Annotated in this window: 17 protein-coding genes and 1 pseudogene; 11 read left to right on the top strand and 7 right to left on the bottom strand. The window is 72.8% G+C overall.

From position 1 onward, the window contains the following. The first annotated feature begins 72 nt into the window (after positions 1 to 72). The 6 genes and pseudogenes from Cs7R123_RS38065 (at position 73) to Cs7R123_RS38040 (ending at position 6777) form a co-directional block, all read left to right on the top strand. Positions 73 to 1626: an ABC transporter ATP-binding protein gene (locus Cs7R123_RS38065; RefSeq protein ID WP_212833878.1), complete on the top strand. Its 1554-nt coding sequence runs from the start codon at positions 73 to 75 to the stop codon at positions 1624 to 1626. Next, positions 1623 to 3011, top strand: coding sequence for an ABC transporter permease (locus Cs7R123_RS38060; protein WP_212833876.1), 1389 nt, complete (start codon positions 1623 to 1625; stop codon positions 3009 to 3011). Before Cs7R123_RS38065 ends, Cs7R123_RS38060 begins: the two co-directional genes overlap by 4 nt. A 1-nt stretch (position 3012) precedes the next feature. Beyond that, positions 3013 to 4281 carry an ABC transporter permease gene (locus tag Cs7R123_RS38055; protein WP_212833874.1) on the top strand — a complete coding sequence of 423 codons (1269 nt, stop codon included), beginning with the start codon at positions 3013 to 3015 and terminating at the stop codon, positions 4279 to 4281. 121 nt (positions 4282 to 4402) lie between these two features. Further along, a pseudogene (locus Cs7R123_RS38050) lies at positions 4403 to 4798 on the top strand (cytidine deaminase); the annotation flags it as partial. Positions 4799 to 4817: 19 nt separating this feature from the next. Further along, positions 4818 to 6098: a thymidine phosphorylase gene (locus Cs7R123_RS38045; RefSeq protein WP_212833871.1), complete on the top strand. Its 1281-nt coding sequence runs from the start codon at positions 4818 to 4820 to the stop codon at positions 6096 to 6098. Between the two features lies 1 nt (position 6099). Further along, positions 6100 to 6777 (top strand): DUF4272 domain-containing protein, encoded by a 678-nt coding sequence (locus Cs7R123_RS38040; protein WP_212833868.1) that lies wholly within the window; start codon positions 6100 to 6102, stop codon positions 6775 to 6777. Here Cs7R123_RS38040 and Cs7R123_RS38035 read toward each other — a convergent pair. Beyond that, positions 6719 to 7621, bottom strand: a complete 903-nt coding sequence (locus tag Cs7R123_RS38035) for a putative RNA methyltransferase (RefSeq protein ID WP_244872402.1) — start codon at positions 7619 to 7621, stop codon at positions 6719 to 6721. The two genes, Cs7R123_RS38040 and Cs7R123_RS38035, sit on opposite strands and share 59 nt — an antisense overlap. 19 nt (positions 7622 to 7640) lie before the next feature. Between Cs7R123_RS38035 and Cs7R123_RS38030 the strand changes: the two genes are divergently transcribed. Further along, positions 7641 to 8708: an adenosine deaminase gene (locus tag Cs7R123_RS38030; protein WP_244872401.1), complete on the top strand. Its 1068-nt coding sequence runs from the start codon at positions 7641 to 7643 to the stop codon at positions 8706 to 8708. Here Cs7R123_RS38030 and Cs7R123_RS38025 read toward each other — a convergent pair. Then, complete coding sequence (locus Cs7R123_RS38025) at positions 8680 to 9348, bottom strand: uridine kinase (RefSeq protein WP_212833865.1); 669 nt, start codon at positions 9346 to 9348, stop codon at positions 8680 to 8682. The two genes, Cs7R123_RS38030 and Cs7R123_RS38025, sit on opposite strands and share 29 nt — an antisense overlap. Before the next feature lie 174 nt (positions 9349 to 9522). Here Cs7R123_RS38025 and Cs7R123_RS38020 point away from each other — a divergent pair, with 174 nt between their 5' ends. From Cs7R123_RS38020 to Cs7R123_RS38005, 4 genes are read left to right on the top strand one after another with little or no spacing between them, the layout of a single operon-like run. Next, entirely contained in the window at positions 9523 to 12876 is a 3354-nt protein-coding gene (locus Cs7R123_RS38020) for a sensor histidine kinase (protein ID WP_212833863.1), read from the top strand. Further along, positions 12873 to 13277 carry a roadblock/LC7 domain-containing protein gene (locus Cs7R123_RS38015; protein WP_144122168.1) on the top strand — a complete coding sequence of 135 codons (405 nt, stop codon included), beginning with the start codon at positions 12873 to 12875 and terminating at the stop codon, positions 13275 to 13277. Before Cs7R123_RS38020 ends, Cs7R123_RS38015 begins: the two co-directional genes overlap by 4 nt. A gap of 59 nt (positions 13278 to 13336) precedes the next feature. Continuing rightward, the gene (locus Cs7R123_RS38010; RefSeq protein ID WP_212833861.1) at positions 13337 to 13714 is read left to right on the top strand and encodes a DUF742 domain-containing protein; all 378 of its coding nucleotides are present in this window, start codon (positions 13337 to 13339) and stop codon (positions 13712 to 13714) included. 1 nt (position 13715) lies between these two features. After that, positions 13716 to 14315 (top strand): ATP/GTP-binding protein, encoded by a 600-nt coding sequence (locus Cs7R123_RS38005; RefSeq protein ID WP_212833859.1) that lies wholly within the window; start codon positions 13716 to 13718, stop codon positions 14313 to 14315. A gap of 154 nt (positions 14316 to 14469) precedes the next feature. Here Cs7R123_RS38005 and Cs7R123_RS38000 read toward each other — a convergent pair whose 3' ends face one another. The 5 genes from Cs7R123_RS38000 to cydD all read right to left on the bottom strand — a co-directional run bounded on the left by Cs7R123_RS38000 (position 14470) and on the right by cydD (position 22507). Next, positions 14470 to 15672: an ABC transporter substrate-binding protein gene (locus Cs7R123_RS38000; RefSeq protein ID WP_212833857.1), complete on the bottom strand. Its 1203-nt coding sequence runs from the start codon at positions 15670 to 15672 to the stop codon at positions 14470 to 14472. Between the two features lie 206 nt (positions 15673 to 15878). Next, the gene (locus Cs7R123_RS37995; RefSeq protein WP_244872400.1) at positions 15879 to 18224 is read right to left on the bottom strand and encodes a transposase; all 2346 of its coding nucleotides are present in this window, start codon (positions 18222 to 18224) and stop codon (positions 15879 to 15881) included. A 61-nt stretch (positions 18225 to 18285) separates the two neighbouring features. Further along, positions 18286 to 19113, bottom strand: a complete 828-nt coding sequence (locus Cs7R123_RS37990; RefSeq protein WP_212833855.1) for a DNA primase — start codon at positions 19111 to 19113, stop codon at positions 18286 to 18288. 71 nt (positions 19114 to 19184) lie between these two features. Beyond that, entirely contained in the window at positions 19185 to 20840 is a 1656-nt protein-coding gene (gene cydC, locus Cs7R123_RS37985) for a thiol reductant ABC exporter subunit CydC (RefSeq protein ID WP_212833853.1), read from the bottom strand. After that, the gene (cydD, locus tag Cs7R123_RS37980; protein WP_244872399.1) at positions 20837 to 22507 is read right to left on the bottom strand and encodes a thiol reductant ABC exporter subunit CydD; all 1671 of its coding nucleotides are present in this window, start codon (positions 22505 to 22507) and stop codon (positions 20837 to 20839) included. Before cydD ends, cydC begins: the two co-directional genes overlap by 4 nt. Positions 22508 to 22583: the final 76 nt, after the last annotated feature.

Here is a 22583-nt window from a genome sequence, read left to right as displayed (position 1 = left end):
TCCACAGCGGCGGAAGGGGGTATCGCATCGCCCCCGCCGGCGCCCACATAATGAGCGGGCACTCGCGCCGGGGTGCCGTACACCTGGAGGTCGGAGCTGAGACTCGAACTGCGCGGCATCACCAAGCGCTTCGGTGACCTCGTCGCTAACGACAACATCAGCCTCACCGTGGAGCCCGGCGAGATCCATGCCCTGCTCGGCGAGAACGGTGCGGGCAAGTCCACCCTGATGAACGTGCTGTACGGCCTGCTGCAGCCGGACGAGGGCGAGATCCTCGTCGACGGCGCGCCCGTACGCATCAAAGGGCCCGGCGATGCCATCAAGGTCGGCATCGGCATGGTCCACCAGCACTTCATGCTGGTCCCCGTCTTCTCCGTCGCGGAGAACATCATGCTCGGCACCGAGCCGGTCAAGGGCGGCCTGATCGACCGCCACAAGGCCGCCTACCTCGTCCGCGAGGTCTCCCAGCGATACGGCCTGCCGCTCGACCCCGACGCGATCATCGAGGACCTGCCGATCGGCATCCAGCAGCGCGTCGAGATCGTCAAGGCGCTGACCCGCGAGGTCGACCTGCTCATCCTCGACGAGCCGACCGCGGTGCTCACCCCGCAGGAGACCGACGAGCTCCTGGAGGTCATGCGGGGGCTCAAGGCCGCGGGCAAGTCCATCGTGTTCATCACGCACAAGCTGCGCGAGGTCAAGGCCGTCGCCGACCGCATCACCGTCATCCGCCGCGGCCGGACCGTCGGCACCGCCGAGCCCACCGCCCCCGAGTCGGAGCTCGCCGAGCTGATGGTCGGGCGCAGCGTGGTGCTGGAGGTGCCGAAGGAGGAGGCGACCGTCGGCGCGCCCGTGCTGGAGGTCTCCGGCCTGGTCGTCGCCGACGCCCGCAACCACCGCGCCGTCAACGGCGTGGACCTGGTGGTGCGCGGCGGCGAGGTGCTGGGCATCGCGGGCGTGCAGGGCAACGGGCAGACCGAGCTGGTCGAGGCGATCATGGGACTGCGCCCGGCGCTGGCGGGCACGGTGTCGCTGGAGGGCCGGGACATCACCGCCTGCCGTCCGCGCGAGGTGCTCGCCTCCGGCGTCGGCTACGTGCCCGAGGACCGCAGCGTGGACGGTCTGGTCAAGGAGTTCTCCGTCGCAGAGAACCTGGTGCTGGACCTGTACCGCGACAAGCCGTTCGGCGGGCGCTTCGCCCTCGACCTGGACGAGATCGAGATCTCGGCGCGGCAGAAGATCGACGAGTTCGACGTGCGCACCCAGTCGGCCGAGCAGCCGGTGGGCTCGCTGTCGGGCGGCAACCAGCAGAAGGTGATCGTCGCGCGGGAGATGTCGCGGCCGCTGAAGCTGCTGATCGCGGCGCAGCCGACCCGCGGCGTGGACGTCGGCTCGATCGAGTTCATCCACGCGCGCATCGTGGCCGAGCGCGACCGCGGCGCGGGCGTCCTGGTGGTCTCCAGCGAGCTCGACGAGGTCGTGGCGCTGGCCGACCGGGTCGCGGTGATGTACCGCGGCCGGGTGCTGGCCGTCGTGTCGCCGGACACCCCGCGCGAGACTCTGGGCCTGCTGATGGCCGGCATCGACCCCAGCTCACCCACCCCCGGTGCAGAGGTGACCGCATGACATCCCACGAGCCGTTCGAGGCGCATGAGCCGGTCGGGGCGGAGCCCGAGGCGACCGCGTGCTCGCCGGACAAGGCCCCGGCCAAGGAGCCGGCCGGGTCCGACCAGTACGCCGTGGCCGCGCCGGAGCCGGCCGTGGGCCACCGCACCCCCGCGCCCGAGGAGCCCAAGCGCTCGTTCGGCCGGGTGCTGCGCGAGGAGCTGTGGGCAGACAACAGCGTGACGGTGACCATCCTGGCGATCCTGCTGGCGCTGATCTGCGGCGGCATCCTCATGATCATCGGTAACGCCGACCTGCGCGAGCAGTGGAGCTACTTCTTCTATCAGCCCGGCAAGACGCTCACCGAGAGCTGGGACTTCGTCAGCACCGCGTACGGCGACATGTTCAAGGGCTCGATCGTGAACCCGGACACCGCCAACCGCTGGTACTGGGACATGGCGCCCTGGCAGCAGGTCTTCTACCCAATCAGCGAGACGCTGACCTACGCCGCGCCGCTGATCTTCACGGGTCTGGCGGTGGCGGTGCCGTTCCGGGCCGGCCTGTTCAACATCGGCGGCCAGGGCCAGGCGATCATGGGTGCCATCGGCGGCGGCACGGTCGGCCTGGCGCTGTCCACGACCGGCTGGCTCCAGGTGCCGCTCGGCCTGATCGCCGGTGCCCTGCTCGGCGGCCTTTACGGCTACCTCGTCGGCGTCCTCAAGGCGCGCACCGGCGCGCACGAGGTCATCTTGACCATCATGCTGAACAACATCGCGGCGCTGTTCCTCGGCTGGTACATCCTCCAGAACGGGATCAAGGACCCTAACCGCCCCGACGCGATCAGCAGGCCGATCGCTGAGTCCGGCTACCTGCCCAAGCTGATCCCGGACCCGCTGCTGCGGGCCAACCTCGGCATCGTCCTGGCGGTGCTGACCGCCGCCGGGGTGGCCTGGCTGCTCAAGCGGGGCCGGTTCGGCTTCGAGCTGCGCGCCGTGGGCCACAACCCGAGCGCCGCGGCGACCGCGGGCATCAGCGTCGGCACCACACTGGCGCTGACCATGGCCCTGGCCGGTGCGCTGGCGGGCCTGGGCGGCACCTCGGTCGCGCTGGGCACCGCCCCCGCGCTGACCGGCGACATGCTCGGCCAGATCGGTTTCAACGGCATCCTGGTCGCGCTGCTGGGCCGGGTGCGGCCGTGGGGCGTCGTCGGCGCGGGCCTGCTGTTCGGCGCGCTCCAGGCGGGTGGCAACACCATGCAGAACTTCAGCGGCGTATCGCAGGAGCTGGTCTTCGTCATCCAGGCGCTGATCGTGCTCTTCGTGGCAGCCCCCGCACTGGTGAAGACGATCTACCGACTCCGCAGGTCGCCGGCTGCCGCCGCGCAGGCCGTACTGGCGAGGGGCTGACATGACGACCTCCACGATGGACGTCGAGCTGGCGGTGCCGACGGGCTACTGGACCCGGGCCCGCAAGACCGGCGCGGCGATGACCGGCCTCGGCGTGCTCGCCACGGTCCTGTTCGGCGCCCTGGCCAGCAGTGACGCGGCCCGTTTCGCGTACGGGGAGACGGTCGAGGGCAAAGGTTTCGACATCCCGGGCAACGTCGGGGCGATCCTGTTCGGCCTGATCGCGGTCGCGGCGGGGCTGGTCCTGCTGTTCACCGGCCGCCACTTCGGGCTGCTGGTCGGCACGGCGCTGCTGGCCTTCATCATCTCGGCGCTCTGCTGGCAGATGTCGGTCTCCACGGTGTCGCACACCATGCCGCTGGGCTCGATCGCCGCGATCACCTTCACCGCGGCCATCCCGTTCATCTTCGGCTCGCTGGGCGGCGTGCTGTGCGAACGCACCGGCGTGGTCAACGTCGCGATCGAGGGCCAACTGCTCACCGGCGCCTTCTTCGGTTCGCTGTTCGGCACGGTGACCGGCAGCTTCTGGCTGGGCCTGGTCGCCGCGATGGTCGGCGGCGCGCTGCTGTCGGCGATCCTGGCGGTCTTCGCCATCAAGTACCTGGTGGACCAGGTCGTGGTGGGCATCGTGCTCAACCTGTTCGCCGGCGGGCTCACCGCCTTCTTCTACGAGCAGGTCATGCGGCCCGACACCGATGCCTACAACTTCCCGGGCCGGGTGCCGACGTGGCCGATCCCCGGGCTGTCGCAGATCCCGGTGCTGGGCCCGGCGCTGTTCAACGGCACGATCTTCAGCTACGGCTCGCTGATCGCGGTGGCCGTGGTGACGCTGACGCTGTTCCGCACCCGGTGGGGTCTGCGCACCCGGGCCGTGGGCGAGCACCCGGCGGCGGCCGACACCGTCGGCATCCGCGTGCTCGGCCTGCGCTACCTGAACGTGCTGATCGCGGGCGTGGTGGCCGGGTTCGGCGGGGCGTACTTCTCGCTCCAGTCGACCACGGGCTTCAGCAAGTACATGGTCAGCGGGGCGGGCTTCATCGCGCTGGCGGCCATGATCTTCGGACGCTGGAACCCGGTCGGGGCCTTCCTGGCCTCGCTGTTCTTCGGCTTCTTCGGGGCGCTGACGTCGTTCCTGACCGGCATCAGCAGCCCCATCCCGAGCCAGTTCCTGAACATGCTGCCCTACGTCGCCACCATCTTCGCGGTCGCCGGACTGGTCGGCCGGGTGCGCGCACCCGCGGCCGACGGCAAACCCTACGTGAAGGGTTGACGCGCCCCGCCGGGCCGATCTTGCGTGACTCAAGGGGGCGACCGGGGCAACCTGGACGTATCATCCCTGGTCCCGGCAAGATCGGCCGGTAGGGGCTGTGGCTGCGAACGAGGTGAAGGCAATGGAGATCGACTGGGACGCGCTGCGGTCGGCCGCGGTGGCGGTGATGCACCGGGCGTACGCGCCGTACTCGAAGTTCCCGGTGGGCGCGGCGGGGCTCGTCGACGACGGCCGGGTCGTGGTCGGCTGCAACGTCGAGAACGCGGCCTACGGCGTGGTGCTGTGCGCCGAGTGCGGCATGGTGTCGCAGCTGCACGCCACCGGTGGCGGCCGCCTGGTCGCCATGGCGTGCGTCAACGGCGACGGCGAGCCGCTGCTGCCGTGCGGGCGCTGCCGCCAGCTGCTCTGGGAGCAGGGCGGGCCGCGGATGCTGATCGACGCCGAGGGCGGCCCGGTGACCATGGCGGAACTGCTGCCGCGCGGCTTCGGCCTCGCGGAGCTGGCCGCCGTACACGGAAACATCGAATGAGGACTGTATGAGTGGCTTCGCGGCCGTGGACGTGATCCGGGCCAAGCGCGACGGCGGGGTGCTGACCGACGCGCAGATCGACTGGGTCGTGGACGCGTACACGCGCGGGCATGTCGCCGACGAGCAGATGTCGGCGCTGGCCATGGCGATCCTGCTGCGCGGCATGACCGACGCCGAGATCGCCCGCTGGACCGCCGCGATGATCGCCTCGGGCGAGCGGCTGGACCTGTCGCGGGTGTCGCGCCCGACCGTGGACAAGCACTCGACCGGCGGCGTCGGCGACAAGATCACGCTGCCGCTGACCCCGCTGGTGGCGGCGTGCGGCGCGGCCGTGCCGCAGCTGTCCGGGCGGGGCCTGGGCCACACCGGCGGCACGCTGGACAAGCTGGAGTCGATCCCCGGCTGGCGCGCGGCGCTGAGCAACGAGGAGTTCCTCGCCCAGCTCGAAGCCGTCGGCGCGGTGATCTGCCAGGCCGGCGAGGGGCTGGCCCCGGCCGACCGCAAGCTGTACGCCCTGCGCGACGTCACCGGCACGGTCGAGGCGATCCCGCTGATCGCCAGCTCCATCATGAGCAAGAAGATCGCCGAGGGCACCGGTGCGCTGGTGCTGGACGTCAAGGTCGGCACCGGCGCGTTCATGAAGTCCGTCGACGACGCCCGCGAGCTGGCCCGCACCATGGTCGAGCTGGGCCGGGCCTCCGGCGTCGACACGGTCGCGCTGCTCACCGACATGAACGTGCCGCTGGGCCTGGCGATCGGCAACGCGGTCGAGGTGCAGGAGTCGCTGGACGTGCTGTCCGGCGGCGGCCCCGCCGACGTGGTCGAGCTGACCCTGGCCCTGGCCCGGGAGATGCTGGACGCGGTCGGGCTGTCCGACGTCGATCCGGCCGACGCGCTGCACGACGGGCGCGCGATGGACTCCTGGCGCGCGATGATCCGCGCCCAGGGCGGCGACCCCGACGCGCCGCTGCCGGTGGCCAAGGAGGTCGAGCAGGTCCGCGCCGACATCTCGGGCACCGTGTCGTACGTCGACGCCATGGGCATCGGCCTGGCGGCGTGGCGCCTGGGCGCCGGGCGCGCCCGCAAGGAGGACCCGGTCAGCGCGGCCGCGGGCGTGGTGCTGCACCGCCGCCCCGGCGACAAGGTGCGGGCCGGGGATGTCCTCTACGAGCTGCGCGCCGACGACGCCGCCCGCATCCCGGCCGCGCTGGAGCTGGCCGCGCAGTCGTTCACCCTGGCCGACGGCCCGGCCGCGACCCGCCCGCTGATCATCGACCGGATCGGCTGACGTGGCCGTTCCCGCACCCGATCCGCTCGCGGTGCGCGCCGCCAGCTTCGAGGAGCTGCACCGGCTCGGCGTGCCGTGCCCGCCCGACACGTTCCCGCTGGTGTGGGAACCGGAGGACCAGGTCGGACTGCGCCCTACCGGCGAGCTGGAGGCCCGCGCGGCCATCCTGCACGTGGTGCTGGAGCGCTGCTTCGACATGCCGGCCGAGGCCGCCGTGGGCTGGCTGGACGCCAACAAGCTGCTGCCGGACGTGACCCAGCCCGAATGGGAGTGGATCACCGAGGAGGTCGGCGACCGGCAGTCGTTCGCGCTGCACCTGGACGCGCTGGCCGGGCTGGCCTGGACGCTGGGCGTCATCAAGGTGCTCGACCCGCTCCACCCGCCGATCCGGCTGATGGAGCTGTTCCCGGACCTGCTGGGCGGCGAGGACTTCGAGCAGTGGCGCGCGCGTACGCTGGCCGCCCCGCGCGACCCCACCGTGGTCGCCGCGGCGCTGGACCTGCACTACTGCCTGGACTGGTCGTTCCAGCAGCTGGAGGCGGCCGGGCAGCCGGTGCCCGGCGAGCTGAACGCCAACGCGATCGGGCAGCGGCGCTGGGCCCTGGAGTGGGCGGTCGTCTTCACCGGGGATTACCACGACCCGCCGGGCGGCTGGGAAGAGGTCGACCTGTCCACGTAGACAGGTCGACCCCGGCGGTGACCGTGATCCGGTCGGGCAGCCGCCGGGCGATCTCGACCAGGTCGACGTGGTGGGCGCTGGGGCCCATACCCACGAGGTCCAGCGCCTGCTCGCGGCTGAGGTCCACGGTCCAGCGGACGGTGCGCGCGCCCCGCTGCTCGAACTGCGGCAGCGCGGTGGCCAGCCGCCGCTCCTTGGCCGCGTCGACCTCCAGCAGCGGCAGCGCCTCGCGCAGTTCGCGCAGGTGGTCACCTGTCGGCGTGACGACCAGCAGCAGGCCCTCGTCGGCCAGGATGCGCCGCATCTCGGTCCCGTTGCGCGGTGCGAACACGTTCAGCACCAGGTCGGCGCACCCGTCCGCCAGCGGCAGCGGCCCCCACGTATCGGCCAGCACCGCCCCCACCCTCGGATGCGCCTTCGCCGCCCGCCGCAACGCCGCCTTACTCACATCGAACGCCAACCCACCCGCCTCACCCCACCCCTCCAAAACCCCCGCCAGGTAATACCCCGTCCCCGCCCCCAGATCCACCACCAGCGGCCGCCCCTCGGCCGGCTGATCACGGTGCCAGGGTGGGAACACGCCGCCGAACACGTCCATAAGTTCATGATCGACGGCTTGGACCAGGGGGTGGAACAGGGCGGCGGTGTGGGTGCGGGTGCGGGCGGCGACCATGGTGGGGGGGTCGCCCTCCGGGAGGCGGCGGCCGGTGCCCAGGTGGACGTAGCCCTCGCGGGAGAGGTCGAACGTGTGGCCTGCGGGGCAGCGCAGCGAGGTGTCGGCGCGGTGGAGTGGCGCGGCGCACAGGGGGCAGCGCAGAGCGCCTATCAGGTCATCGGTCAGCACAGGCAATATCTTGATGCATGTGACACCGAGCTATGACGAGATCGTACGGGCGCCCAAGGCGCTGCTGCACGACCATCTCGACGGGGGCCTGCGTCCGGCCACCATCGTCGAGCTGGCCGCCGAGATCGGGCACGAGCTGCCCGCCACCGATGCCGACGAACTCGGGCGCTGGTTCGTGGAGGCCGCCGACAGCGGCTCGCTGGAGCGGTACCTGGAGACGTTCGCGCACACCGTGGCCGTGATGCAGACCGCGCCGGCGCTGCGCCGGGTGGCCCACGAGTGCGCGCTCGACCTGGCCGCCGACGGCGTGGTCTACGCCGAGGTGCGCTACGCCCCCGAGCAGCACCTGACCGCGGGGCTGACCCTGCCCGAGGTGGTCGAGGCGGTGCTGGCCGGGTTCGCCGAGGGCAGCGCCGAGGCGGCCGCGCAGGGGCGCCCGATCCGGATCGGCACCCTGCTGACCGCGATGCGCCACGCCGCGCGCTCGATGGAGATCGCGGAGCTGTCCACGGCGTTCCGCGACTCCGGCGTGGTCGGCTTCGACATCGCCGGGGCCGAGGCGGGCTACCCGCCCACCCGGCACCTGGACGCGTTCGAGTACCTCAAACGGGAGAACTTCCACTTCACCATCCACGCGGGCGAGGCGTTCGGGCTGCCCTCGATCTGGCAGGCGCTGCAGTGGTGCGGCGCGGACCGCCTCGGCCACGGGGTGCGCATCGTCGACGACATCGACCCGCAGACCCGCAAGCTGGGCCGCCTGGCCGGGTACGTCCGCGACAAGCGCATCCCGCTGGAGCTGTGCCCGTCGTCGAACGTGCAGACCGGCGCCGCCGTCTCCATCGCCGAGCACCCGATCGGGCTACTGCGCGACCTGCGCTTCCGGGTGACCCTCAACACCGACAACCGGCTGATGAGCGGCACCAGCATGTCGCGGGAGATGGCGCTGGTGGTGGACGCGTTCGGCTGGGGCTGGACGGAGTTGCAGTGGCTCACCGTCAACGCGATGAAGAGCGCGTTCATCCCGTTCGACGAGCGGCTGACGCTGATCAACGAGGTGATCAAACCGGCTTACGCGAAGCTGCTGTGAGCAGGTAGCGGGTCCGCCGCAGCAGGGCGGACGCACTGGTCGGCCGGCAGCCGAGGTCGCGCTGCCGGCCGAGCACGACCGGGTCCTCGCGCCACAGCCGCAGGCCCCGGCGCACCAGCACCATGGGCGGCTTGCGGTTCTCGGCCAGGTCCCGGACCAGGCGGCGGGCGAAGGTGACGGTCCGCGGGCGGTGCAGCGCGAGCGCGTCGGCCAGCAGTCCGACCTGCGCGCAGGCATCGACGATGTCGGCGGCGAAGATCCCCTCGGCGAAGAACAGCGGTGCCCCGTCCAGCCGGAACTCGTGCTCGCCGACGCGCCTGCTGAGGCTGATGTCGTATGCCGGGGTCATGGTCCGGCCGGTGTACGCGAGTTGAGTGACGGCCGTCATAGCGGCGTCGGCGTCCCAGGACAGGGGCGACTCCCAGTCGACGGCATCGTTCACTCGGGGGAGTGTGGGGTCGGTGCCGTCTTTGTAAAAATCGTCAAGGCACAGGACAGGAAGTCCTGTCTGCCGGGCTATGTACGACTTCCCCGACCCGGAAGGGCCGGCAAGCAGGATAACTCGGGCGCTTTGGACGCTCACGCTGCGTGACTCCAAGGAAACTGCGGGCTGAACTGGCTGTCTGGCCTGCAAGAGCATCCCATCCGGTGTCGGATTCTGGGCAGCCTGGGCTTTCCTCTTTTCACCGGGCGTGATGGAATCTCGGGGGTCCGTTCCTCTAAAGGAATGGATTGTGTACGGTGCCCGGCGCGACCCCTCGTGCCATCCGCTGCTGGCGGATCTCTATGGCGGTACCGACAGGAGGGCGGTGACGTGAGTAAGCGGCCAGGAACGCAGAACGCGGTCCTTTCGCGTCTCCGGCGGCCAGTGAGCCGACTCCGAGACATGCCGATCTGGTCCAAGCTGGGCCTGATCATGATCGTGCCCACCTTGGCCACCATCGTCGTAGGTACCAACGGTCTGTTGGACAACCTCGACACGGCCACGAGTGCCGACCGCACCCGCATTCTGTCCTCGCTGGTGAAAGAGTCGGGCACCCTGGTCGACGAGCTCCAGAACGAGCGCGCCACCGCGGCCATGCTGCTGGGTGCGGACAACGAGTCCACCCGCAAGACCGCCGCCGCGTCGTACGAGCTGATCGCCAAGCAGGTGGAAGAGGCCAAGCGGCCGTACGCGCAGCAGCGCGGCGCGCTGGTCGAGGTCGACCCGAGCCTGCGCGACCTGCTGGAGCGGATCGACGCCGGCCTGCAGAACCTGTCGTCAGTGCGCGACCAGGTCAAGGACCGGAAGATCCCGCAGTCCAACGCGGCGCTTCGCTACCAGGTGCTCATCGGCGACCTGTTGAAGATCCGGGATCGGGCGGCGCAGATCGCCGGTGGTGGCGAACTCGGTGACGGCCTGCGGGCCGCAGCGGCGGTCGCGACCACCAAGGAGTTCCTCTCGCAGGAGCGCGTCATCGTGCACCGGGCGTTCGCGCTCACGGAGCTCACGCCTGACCTGCGACGCAACTTCATCGCCACGCTGACCGGCCAGGAACAGGCGCAGCAGGCGTTCGAATCCGTCGGCACCGAGTCCGACATCGACCTGTTCAACAGCCAGGTCACCGGCCCGGCGCTGCGGAAGTCGGTCAAGTTCCAGGGCGAGCTGGAGGCACTCTCCGGCGACCGGATCTCCACGCTGAGCTTCAACGCCGCCGAGTGGGACCAGGCGCTGCACGACCACGGTGCCCTGCTGCGCAAGGTCGAGCGCCAGCTCGACACCGACGTGGAGGCGACCGCGGGCGACCTGCGTGACGAGGTCACCCAGCAGGTCCTCGTGCAGACCGGTCTGCTGCTGGGCATGCTGCTGCTGGCGATCCTCTTCGCCTGGCTCGTGGCCCGCTCGATGGCCCGGTCGCTGCGCGAGCTGCGCCACGGCGCGCTCAGCATCGCCCAGTACGGCCTGCCCCAGGCGGTGGCGCGACTGCGCGATCCGTCGCTGTCGTCGCAGCTGTCGCCGGTGCAGGTGGCCAACCAGATCGCCGAGCCGCTGCCGGTGCGCAGCAAGGACGAGTTCGGCCAGGTGACCGAGGCGTTCAACGCGGTCCACCTGGAGGCCGTCCGCACCGCCGCCGAGCAGGCCGCCCTGCGGTCCTCCGTCGCGACGATGTTCGTCAACCTCGCCCGGCGCTCGCAGATCCTGGTCGACCGGCTCATCGGCCACCTCGACCGGCTGGAGCGCGGCGAGGAGGACCCGGACCGGCTGGCCGAGCTGTTCCAGCTGGACCACCTGGCCACCCGAATGCGGCGTAACGACGAGAACCTGCTGGTGCTCGCCGGTGCCGACTCGACCCGTGTGCAGCGTGAACCGGCCGCCCTGCTGGACGTGCTCCGCGCCGCCCAGTCCGAGGTCGAGCACTACACCCGCATCGAGTTCGGGGTCATCGACCGTGACATCGAGGTCGCCGCGCACGCGGTCAACGACCTGGTGCACCTCATCGCCGAGCTGTTCGACAACGCGACCGCCTTCTCGCCGCCGGACTCGACCGTCATGGTCGAGGCCCGCCGGGTCGGCGACCGCTCGGTGCTGTACGTCGAGGACCACGGCATCGGCATCTCGCCGGACATGCTCAACGAGATCAACGAGAAGCTGGCCACGCCGCCGATGGTCGACGTGGCGGTCTCCCGGATGATGGGCCTGGTCGTGGTCGCGCGGCTCGCCGCCCGCCACGGGGTCAAGGTCGAGCTGCGCCTGTCCGCCGACCGGGGCATCATCGCCGACGTCACGCTGCCCACCGCCGTCCTGGTGCCGCGGGCACTGGCCGGCGGCCGCGGCCCCGCGGCGGCCCCCGCCGGCGGCTCGCGGGAACTGCCCGCCTTCGCCGGGACCGGGCCGCGGCAGCAGCCGACGGTGCCGCCGCAGCGGGGCAACTTCGCCACGCCGCTGGCACTGGAGAGCGGCGCCGGTGCGCCAAGTGCCCGTCCGACGGTCAACGGTGGCGCGCCCAGCCGGGGCGGTCTGTTCGACGCCCCGCCGGCCCCGCCGATGACGACCCCGCCCGCGACCACCGGTTCCCCGTCCCGCGCCGGCATGCCGGCCTGGTCGGACCTGACCGGTGCGGGCACCGAGACGGGTCCGCGCAGCGGCGAGCCGCTGCCGCGCCGCAACAGCGACCTGGCCGCCGAGGCCGAGCCGCTGCGGCCGGAGGCGTACGCGCAGCCGCAGATCCCGCGGCAGACGCCGTCGACTCCCGAGGAGCGCACGCCGTCGTGGAACCAGCCCAGCTGGGGTGCCACGCCGTCGGCGACGCCGCCGGGGGCCCCGGTCTCCGCCAGCCCGTACAGCAGCCCCGGCATGCCGATCTCGGCGGTGCCCGTGTCGGCGGTCCCGGTCTCCGCGGCCCCCGTCTCGGCGGTGCCCCTGTCGGCGCTCCCGGTGGACGTGCCCGCTCCCGCGGCGCCGCCCGCCTGGCCGCCGGTCAGCCGTGAGGAGGTCGCCGCCAGCGCGGCCGACTTCACCACGGAGATGCCGAGGATCCCGGCCGAGTACCCGGTGGTCGACACCCGCATGCCCTTCGCGGACGAGACCATGGAGCTCCCGATCTTCCGGGAGCTGGAGTCGGCCTGGTTCAGCACGCGCCGCACGGCTGTCGACAGCCCCGTCGAGGAACCCCGAACCGCCCCTCCCGCAGCAGTGCTGCCAGACACTACGATCACCGCACAGTTCCCGGCCGTGGACCTCGACGTCCGCGCGGGCAACGGTGGACCGACGGTCGGCAGCACCACGGCGGGCGCACACGGCCTGGCGAGCAGGGACGTGAGCATGGGCAGCACCGGTGGAGGACGCGGCACGAGCGGCTACGACGTGCCCCAGGCATACCGGCCGACGTGGCAGACGGCTGCCGACGACGGCTGGGCCGCGGCCAGCGCGATCGCCAACCGGACGCCCGACACGGGGGATGCGACCTCGGCGGGCCTGCCCAAGCGCACCCCGATGGCACAGCTGGTGCCGGGTGGGGTCGAGAAGAGCACGACGACGGTGCAGCGCCGTACGCCCGAGGGCGTGCGCGGGTTGCTCTCCGCGTACCACCGCGGGGTCCAGCGCGGCCGTACCCAGCACAAGGACGATGATGTGATTTCGGGCTCCAACGAGACCGGAAGCCAGTCTGGCAAGGAGCAGGAGGCATGACCACTACGCAGGATCTTGGTTGGCTGTTGGCCAACTTCGCGGACCGGGTGCCGGGCGTCGCCCATGCGGTCGCGGTGTCCGCGGACGGCCTTTTGCTCGCCTCGTCCCGGGATCTGCCCCGGGACCGAGCCGACCAGCTGGCTGCCATCTCGTCTGGCCTGGTAAGTCTCACCCAGGGTGCCGCCCGCTGTTTCGAGGGCGGCGCGGTGTTGCAAACTGTCGTGGAGATGGACAACGGGTTCCTTTTCCTGATGTCGATCTCGGACGGATCGTCGTTCGCGGTGCTCGCCTCGCGAAGCTGCGACGTCGGTCAGGTCGGGTACGAGATGGCTCTGCTGGTGGACCGGGTGGGCGATGCGCTCACGCCCGCTCCGCGCAGCGCGGCCGGCGTGCTTGGCTGAGGCGCAACCCGTCCCGGATGGTCCGGGGACGGCAATGGGGAAGGGGGTGAACGGCGACGATGCCCGATAGAGACGAACCGACCGGAGCGTTGGTACGGCCGTACGCCGTTACCCGTGGCCGCACCCGGCCGCGATTGGACATCGCGATCGAGGCGCTGGTGGAGACGACCGTGCGCGGTCGCAACGCCAACGCGACAGGTCGCGGCGGCCACGGCCGGGAACACCAACACATAGCGTCCCTGTGCGACGGCAAGGTCCAGTCGCTGGCCGAGATCGCAGCCCGGATGCGGCTGCCACTCGGCGTCGCCCGCGTGCTCATCGCGGACATGGCGGCCGATGGACTGGTCGCGGTATACGAGCCGACGTCGTTTGAGAGCAACGACGCGGTAGGCACTGAACTGCTGGAGAGGGTACTCAGTGGACTTCGGAGGCTCTGACATGTCACACCGCCCCGCCGCGAACGGCGCGGGCGGACGGGTGACATCGGCGAAGATCGTCATCGCCGGCGGCTTCGGCGTCGGCAAGACGACGCTGGTAGGTTCCGTTTCGGAGATCACGCCGCTGACCACTGAAGCGATTATGACTTCGGCGGGTGTCGGCGTGGATGACACGCGCCAGATTCCCAACAAGACGACCACCACGGTGGCGATGGACTTCGGTCGTATCTCGATCGACCGCGATCTCATCCTCTACCTGTTCGGCACCCCGGGCCAGACGCGTTTCTGGTTCATGTGGGACGAGCTGGTGCGGGGCGCGATCGGTGCCGTCGTGATGGTCGACACCCGCCGGCTGGCGGACTGCTTCGCGGCGATCGACTTCTTCGAGCACCGCAAGCTGCCCTACCTGATCGCGATCAACTGCTTCGACGGTCAGCAGTACCACCAGGCCCAGGACGTACGGGACGCGCTCGCGATCCAGACGGACGTGCCGGTGGTCAGCTGCGACGCGCGTAACCGCGAGTCGACCAAGCAGGTGCTGATCTCCCTGGTCGAGTACGTGCTGTCGATGCGGCGGACCCGCACCGGCGCACCCGCCTGACCTGATCTGAACGCCGATCGGCCCGCGTCCCCCGTGGACGGCGGGCTGATCGGCGTCTCGCCGTACCCGCCGCGCCTCTAGGGCTCCGGCCCGGTACGGCAACGGCCTCCCGGCGACCCTCAGGTCGCGCAGGAGGCCGTCTAGGCGTACGGGGTCAGCTGAGTCGCACCCAGGCGCCCCGGCGCGCCACGAACAGCGTCAGCGCGTCGGGCTCCAGCCCGCCGTGCGAGATGGGCTGGAACGAGTACGCGCCGCAGACGCCCTCGATCGGGCCGCCCTCCAGCCGGCCGCGCAGGCGCTGCGGGTCGGTGCTGACGGCGCGCCGGGCCGCGGTCGCCACCAGGCTCAGCGCGTCGGCCGCGTACGGCGCGAAGCCGGAGAACGCCCCGTACTCCTGGATGTAGCGGAAGATGAAGGCGCGTGCCGCCCGGCCCGACGGCGTGGTGGCCATCGTCGGTGCCCCGGCGAGCACGGTGGAGTGCACGATGTAGGCGCCTTCCAGTGCCGCCCCGTTGGGGCCGTTGAGGGTCTCGTCGGCGCCCGCACCCGGGTCCAGGAAGATCTTGCCGGTGTACCCGGCGTTGCGCAGCGCGGCGGTGGCCGCAGCGCTGATCGGGGCCTGCGCCCACACGATCACGGCGTCGGGCTCGGCGTCGATGATGCGCTGCGCGGCGGCGTCGAAGGCCCGGCCGGACTTGGGCAGGCGCACCGAGTCGACCAGCGTGCGGCCGGTCGCGGTCAGGGCGCGGGGCAGCGCGTGCACGCCCGCGTCACCGTGGCCGTCGCCGCTGGCCAGCACGGCGACCGTGGTCAGGTCCTGGCGCCGCAGGTCGCGGGCCATCACCGAGGCGGTGTCGGAGGGGTTGGGGCCGAGCTGGTAGACGAACCTGCGCTGCGGCAGCGGCACGGAGATCTCGTCACCGCTGTTGAGGCACAGCAGCGGGACCTTGGACTCCTCGGCGACCGGGATCATGGCGCGGGCGGTCTCCACGGTGACGCCGCCGACGACCGCGCTGACCCTGTCGTTCTCGATCAGGTCCTTGATGTTCTGCATCGCGGTGGCCGGGTTGCCGCCGTTGTCCTTGACCACGGTGCGGATGTACAGCCGGCCCTCGCCGTACGGGATGCCGATGGCGTTGAGCTCGTCGACGCCGACCTTCAGCGCCTGCTCCTGGAGCTTGCCCAGCGCCGAGCCGGTCCCGGTCAGCTCCAGGCTGGCCCCGATGACGAGCTCGCCGGTCTCGCCCGCGTCCGAGGCGACGGGATCCGAACACGCGGCCACCAGCGCTGCGGTGACCAGCCCCAGCCCGCCCTTGAGGGCGGAGCGCCGGTTCAGTCCACCTGTCGCGTCGTACATCGCGTGCCTTTCCGCCGAGCAGCGTTGCCTCGCGGCACGTGAGTGAATCCACTGCCGCTCAGGTATGGTGCTCGCCCGCACGCTGCAAGGTCAAGTCCTGCGGTATGGGAAATGACACAGTTTCCGCAGCTCACTGCTGGTGATCAAAAAGCAACCGCCCGCCGTCGGGAACGGCGGGCGGTTGCTCGGGTCGGTCGGGGCGACGGTCAGCGGTAGTTGGCGGCGCGGTAGCCGTACTGGCCGCGGTCGTCGCGGGGGTCCCGTTGATCGCGGTGGTCGCGCATGTCCCGGTAGTCGCGTTCGTCGCGCTCGTCCCGGTCGTCGCGCTCGTGCTCGCGGCTGAAGTCCCAGCCGTTGGCCGACTCGCGGCCAGGGCGGCCGCCGACGGCGAAGCCGCCGATCTCCTGGTTGCCCCGGCGCCAGCCCCGGAAGTAGTTGCTGGTGTGCGCGGCGATGCCGGCGGCGTCGCGCACTATGCGCAGCGGCCGCTCCTCGCGCTCCGGCGTCGAGCCCGGCACCAGGTTGGCCGACGGCACCCGGCGCGGCAGACCCGCGGTGGTGTCGTTGCCGACCGACGGCCGGGCCGCCTGCTCGGCCGCACGCCAGCCGGTGTCCGCGGCGGAGTTCCAGGTGAGCTCGTCCTCGGTGCTCGGACCGGCGAACCAGGCCGAGGAGACCGAAGCGAAGATCAGCAGGTCGTCGTCCTCGCCGCTGGCCGGGCTGGAGGCCCGCTCGGTCCGGTGCGGTTTGGGCCGGGCGCCGGTCAGCGCGCTGTCGTCGACCAGCCGCAGCGGCGGGGCGTCGTCGTCGCGGGAACCGCGCCGGGGCATGGGCTCCACCACGCGCAGCGACGGCGCCTCGGGCAGCACCAGGTCGTCGTCGAGCCACGGCGGGGTGACCCGGTCGGGGGAGCGGTCGGCCGACCGGGCGACCTCGTCCTGCTCGCTGTTGAGCGGCCAGTTGGCGCGGGAGCCGGCGGGCGCCGGCGGCGGGGTCGGCGCGGCCTGCCGCGGCGGGGCGGCCGGTCGGGCGGGCGGGTTCATGCCCAGCGGGTCGTCGCCGTACTCCTCGGCGTAGTCGCCGTAGGACGGCTCGAAGCCGGTCACGTCGGCGGGCACGTCCGTCGCCGAGGGCTGCGGCTGCGGGTTGAACCCGCGTGCGGCCCGCTCGCTGCTGATCGCGGCGTTGGTCAGCGTCGGCACGAACGGCTTGCCGGTGTCGGCGGGCGTGGCACGGGTCGCGCGCTGCGACGGGATCGGCGTGGGCACCTGGCGCGGCTGCTGCTGGACCGGCGTGGGGGCCGGGGCCTGCGGCTGTGCCGCGACCGGGCTGACGACGGGCGTGCCCGTCAGCGGCGTCGGCTCGAAGCCGGGCGGCACCGGCGGGGTGCTCGGGCTCCACGACGGGCGCTCGACCGGCGCGGCGTTCGGGCTCCACGACGGGCGGTCCATCGGCTCGGGCGCGGTCGGCGCGGCGGCAACGGGCTCCGGAGCGACCGGCGGGGCCTGCATCGGGCGCGGCGCCGCGGGGGTCTGGTTCAGCGGCATGGGCTGCGTGCGGCGGCGGGCTCCGGTCGCGGCGGCCGCGGTGGCCGGCGGGGCGGAGGTGACCGGGACGCCGCTGCGGCGGCCCAGGGTCTGCTGCTGCGGCGCCACGGGCGCCGAGCGCTCGGTGAGGGTCTCGATCAGGGCGGCACGGGCGTCGTCGCTGGCGCGCACCGCGGCGACGCTGGACCGGACCGCGTCGGCGACCGCCGTCAGCAGCTGCTTGCCGACCCCGTTGCGGCGCGGCGTCTCGGCGATGGCCACCCGCAGCGCCATCACGGCCTCCAGCGCGGTGGCGGAGTCGCAGATGCCGTCGGAGACCAGCCGGGCGGCGACGCTCTCGGCGGTGGCGCCGTTCTCGCGGCTGCGGCTGCCGGGCTGGGTGGACAGCAGGCCCGGCTCGGGCAGGGCCTCCAGCACGGCCAGGGCCACCGGCTCGGCGGGATCCGGGTACGCGCGCAGGGCGGCCGGGTACAGCTCGCGCAGCACCTCGCGCAGCGCCACCGCGGCGGCGTGCCGCCCGACGGCCAGCGCCGCGTGCGCGGCCAGCACGGGCTTGAACGCGACGAACTCGCGCGGCGGCGGGCCGACCACGGCCGACAGCGCACCGGCCTGCAACGCGCGGGCCAGGCCCACGGCGCGCCGCTCGTCGGCGGAGGCGTTCACCTCGTCGAGCGTGTCGTCCTCGGCGAACCGGTCGGCGAACTCGTCCGCGCTCTCGTCGTCGGTGTAGGCGATGGCCCGCCCGGAGGTGGCCAGCAGCGAGATGACCTGGTGGTCATCGCTGTCGACCGCGACCGTCACCATCGTGGTGCCGCCGAACCGCTCCGCGAGCATCGACGTCACCTGGGCATAGCCAGCGGGATCGTCGTTGATGACGCAGAACTCCAGCAGCCTGCCGGAATCGTCGACGACCGCCACCGTGAGCCGGTTGACGGCCCCCAGCGAGTCGTCCTCGACCGCCGGAGCAGTCGAAGCGATACCGCAATACACCCGCACGAGCGCCACGGACTCGTCCTCCTCCCGAAGACTCCTCGTGTGCCAAAGACTGATGTTGCCCGCTCAGGGGTCAGTCGCGCCAGTCCACGGCGGCAGAGATCTTGCCGATAATCGAGCGCCAGCCGATGGATGCCTGCTCTGCCCCGATTTTGCGGAGCTTGCGCTTGGCGAAGAAGGAGCCGAAGCCTCCCTCTTCAGTGGCGCGCAGCGCCTCGTCGAGGTCGTCGAGCGGGGAGCCGGGCGCCAGCGACACGATCACCGGCTTGAGGCGAAGAGCGTAGCTGATGTCGCGGGCGATCTCACCGGCGCGCAGCAGCAGCTCGGGGTCCCAGGCGTCCGGGCCGCCCCGCAGGTTCTCCACCACGAGGTCCAGCTCGTACGCGTCGTCGTCGCCGGCCACGACGTCGTCGGCCTTGACCTTCTTCGCGAGCTTCGCCCAGCCTTCGAGCTGCTTGAGGTCGTGCGGGGCGCTGGAGCGCACGAAGTCGGCCAGGCCCTTGGCCGAGGCGAACAGCAGCAGCTTGCCCTTGTGCGACAGGAAGACCGGGACCTCTTCGTCGCCCTGGTCGGACTCGTCGGCGGACTCCTCGGACTCCTCGTCCTCGGCGGCCTCCACGGCGCGCTCGGCCACCTCGTCCTCGGCGGGGCCGGCGGCGATCTCGTCGAGGGCTTCCTTGGTCCACTCGAACTCCGGCAGCTCCTCCTCGTCGGCCAGGCCGATCGGGCGGCGCAGGCCGCGCTCGGCGAAGACGTCGTCGTCGTCCTCGCGGTCGCTGACGTCGGTCGGGGTCAGCGCGCTCGCCGAGCGGTACGCCCGCAGCGTCAGGCCGACCTTCCCGCCGGGAAGCGCAATCTCGACCGGGGAGACCTCGTACTCGTCCCAGAGCGTGTCCGCCACCGTTGACCTCCGACGTTCGACTGACCGACCCTGCCGGGTCGGTGACTCTCCGCACACCCTAGTGGTTCGTGTCAGCCGCCGTGCGCCCGCACCCAACCCCACGTTCCGCGCTCGTGCACCCGGCCCGCGTCCAGCACCACCACCTCGTCGAACGCGTCCAGCCCGGCGAGCCGGTGGGTCACCACGACCGTGCCGCGCCCGCGCCGGTGCGCCAGCACCGCCGCGAGGACCGCGTCGGCCTGCGCCGGGTCGAGGCCCTCGGTCGGCTCGTCGAGCACCAGCAGCCCCGGGTCGGCCAGGACCGCGCGGGCCAGCGCGAGCCGCTGCCGCTGCCCGCCCGACAGCCCGGCGCCGTCCTCGCCGACCCGCACGTCCAGCCCGTGCGCGGCGACCCAGTCGCCGAGTCCCGCCGTCGCGCACGCGGCCAGCAGCTCGTCCTCGGTCGCCTCCGGCCGTGCCAGCAGCAGGTTGTCGCGCACCGAGGCGTGGAACAGGTACGCGTCGGCGAGCAGCCCGGTCACGGCGGCGGGCCAGCGCTCGGGGTCGTACGCGGTGATCGGGGTGCCGTCGGCGTCGGCCCGGCCGGACTCCGGCGCGATCGCACCGGTCAGCAGGCCGAGCAGCGTGCTCTTGCCCGACCCGGACGGCCCGACGATCGCGACGTGGCGCCCCGGCGGCAGTTCCAGGTCCACCTCCGACAGCGCGGCGGCCGTCGCGCCCGGATACCGCACGGTCGCACCCGCCAGGCGCAGCGTCGGCGCGCGCTCCGGCACCGCGAGCCCGGCCGCGGCGGCGGCCCCGGGCGCGGTCAGCAGCTCGGTGAGCCGGTGCAGGCTGCCCCGGATCTCGGCGCCCTTGCGGGCGGCGGCCAGCAGCGACAGCGACAGCTCGCCCGTGGCCAGCGTGGCGACGGTGAGCGCTGCCAGCCACACCCCGTCGACGCCGCGCGCCAGCCCGGTGGCGAGCACCGCGACCGCGGTGGCGCCGCCGAGCACGGTGGCGACCGCGTCGACGGCGAACGCCCGGCGGGCCAGCGTCCGCTCGGTCGCGGCCAGTTCGGCGGCGTGCGCGGCGCCCCGGGCCTCGAACCGGTCGCGGGCGCCGTACGCGGCGAGGTCGGCGGCGCCGTGCACCAGGTCGATCGTGTCCACCGCGTACCGGGCGCGCAGCGGGGCCAGGCGGGCACCGGACCGGGCCGCCAGGCGGGCGGCGAGCACGGGCAGCGCGGCTCCGCTCGCCAGCAGGCCCACGGCCAGCACCAGCGCCACCAGCGGGTCGGCGAACGCGGCGGCCGCGACCGCGGCGACGCCGACCAGCCCGGTCGAGGCCATCGGCAGCAGTACCCGGACCATCAGGTCCTGCACCGCGTCGACATCGGAGACCATCCGGCTGAGCAGGTCGCCCCGGCGCAGCGCGGGCGCGGCGGCGGGCCGCTCGGCGAGCGTGGCGAAGATCCGGGCCCGGACCTCGGTGACCATGCGCAGGACGGCGTCGTGGCCGGCCAGGCGCTCGACGTAGCGCAGGGCGCCCCGGCCGATGGCCAGCGTCCGGACCACCACGATGGCGACGCTCAGCACGACCAGGGGCGGCTGGCCCGCCGCGGTGCACAGCAGCCAGGTCGCGGTCGCCATCAGACCCAGCCCGGCAGCCTCGGTCAGCGCGGCGAGCAGCCCGGCCCCGAGCAGGCGCCAGCGGAACGGGGCGGCGAAGGCGAGGATCGGGCTCATACCGCCACCCGCTCCCGGACCTCGCCGCGCTCGACGCGCAGCACCCGGGTGGCCACCGACAGCAGGGCGGGCCGGTGCGCCACCAGCAGCGCCGTCCGCCCGTGCACCAGCGTCGCGGTCGCGTCGACCACCGCCTGCTCGCTGGCCGCGTCCAGCCGGGCCGTCGGCTCGTCGAGCAGCAGCAGGGGCGCGTCGCGCAGGAACGCGCGCGCCAGCGCCAGCCGCTGCCGCTCCCCGCCGGACAGGCCGTGCCCGCGCTCGCCCAGCACAGTGTCCAGGCCCTGCGGCAGCGCGTCGAGCACCGGTCCCAGCGCGGCGGCGCGGGCGGCGCGGTCGACGTCGGCGCGCGGCGCCTCCGGCGTGCCCAGGGCGATGTTGTCGGCCAGGCTCGCCGCGAACAGGTGCGCCCGCTGCGGCACCCAGCCCACGCGCCGGCGCCAGGCGTCCAGGTCGAGGTCGGCCAGGTCGACGCCGTCGACGAGCACCTGCCCGCGGTCCGGGGTGGTGAAGCCGAGCACCAGGTTGAGCAGCGTGCTCTTGCCGCCGCCGCTCGGGCCGACCAGGGCCACGCGCTCGCCGGGCCGGATCACCAGGTCGACGTCGCGCAGGGCGGTGACCCGCTCGCCGGTGCCGCGGTCGTACGTGACGGTGACGCCGCGCAGCTCGATCAGGCCGACCGGCGGGGCCGCCACCGCGCCGCCGCCGGGCTCCGGCCGGGCCGGTGCGTCGGCGAGCAACGTGAACGCCTGGTCCAGCGTGGTGAGTCCCTCCATGCTGGCGTGGAACTTGGTGCCCGCGGCGCGCAGCGGGGCGTACGCCTCCGGGGTCAGCAGCAGCACCAGCAGCGCCGTCGCCAGCGTCATCCGGCCGTCCAGCAGCCGCAGGCCCACCGGCACCGCCACGAGCGCCACCGAGATCGTGCCGATCAGCTCCAGGACCAGGGCGGACAGGAAGGCCAGCCGCAGCGTGCGCATCGTCGCGGCGCGATGCCGGTCGGCCATCCGCCGCACCGCGCCGACCTGGGCCCGCGCCCGCCCGAACGCCCGCAGCGTGGCCAGCCCCGACACCATGTCCAGGAAGTGCCCGCCGAGCAGCTGCAACCGGTGCCACTGCCGGTCGGTGGCGGTCCGGGTCTGCCAGCCGACCAGCGCCCCGAAGATCGGGATCAGCGGCAGTGTGACCAGCACGATCACGGCCGAGGTCAGGTCGGTCAGCAGCAGCGTGCCGATCACCGCCACCGGCACCGTCAGGCCGAGCACGAGCTGCGGCAGGTATCCGGTGAAGTAGCCGTCGAGGGCGTCCAGACCGCGTCCCGCCAGCGTGGCGAGCTCGCCCGCCCGCTGCCCGGCCAGCCACGTCGGGCCGCGGCGGCCGACGGCGCCGAGCAGGTCGGTGCGCAGGCTCGCCTTCACGGTCGCGGACATGCGGGCGGCCACGGCGCCCAGGCCGCTGGTGAGCCCGGCGCGGGCCGCGAGCGCGAGCAGGAACACCGCCAGGGCGGGCGCGTCCAGGCGCAGCTCGACGGCGGCGGCCAGGGCTCGGGCCAGCGCGGCGGCCGCGACCACCACGGCGGCCGCGGCGGCCACGCCCAGCACGCCGAGCTGCACCAGCCCGGTACGTGTGGACGGGACGTATCGGATCAGCCGGGGATCGAACGGTCGCGCCACGTACTCCATCGTGCCCGATGACCTGGGTCACTCGGCGGCAGCCCCGGCCAAGATCGGGCAAGTTGCCAGGCAGCCG

It is taken from the genome of Catellatospora sp. TT07R-123 (genome assembly GCF_018327705.1).
GTDB lineage: Bacteria > Actinomycetota > Actinomycetes > Mycobacteriales > Micromonosporaceae > Catellatospora.
This window is presented reverse-complemented; position numbering and strand designations above follow the sequence as displayed.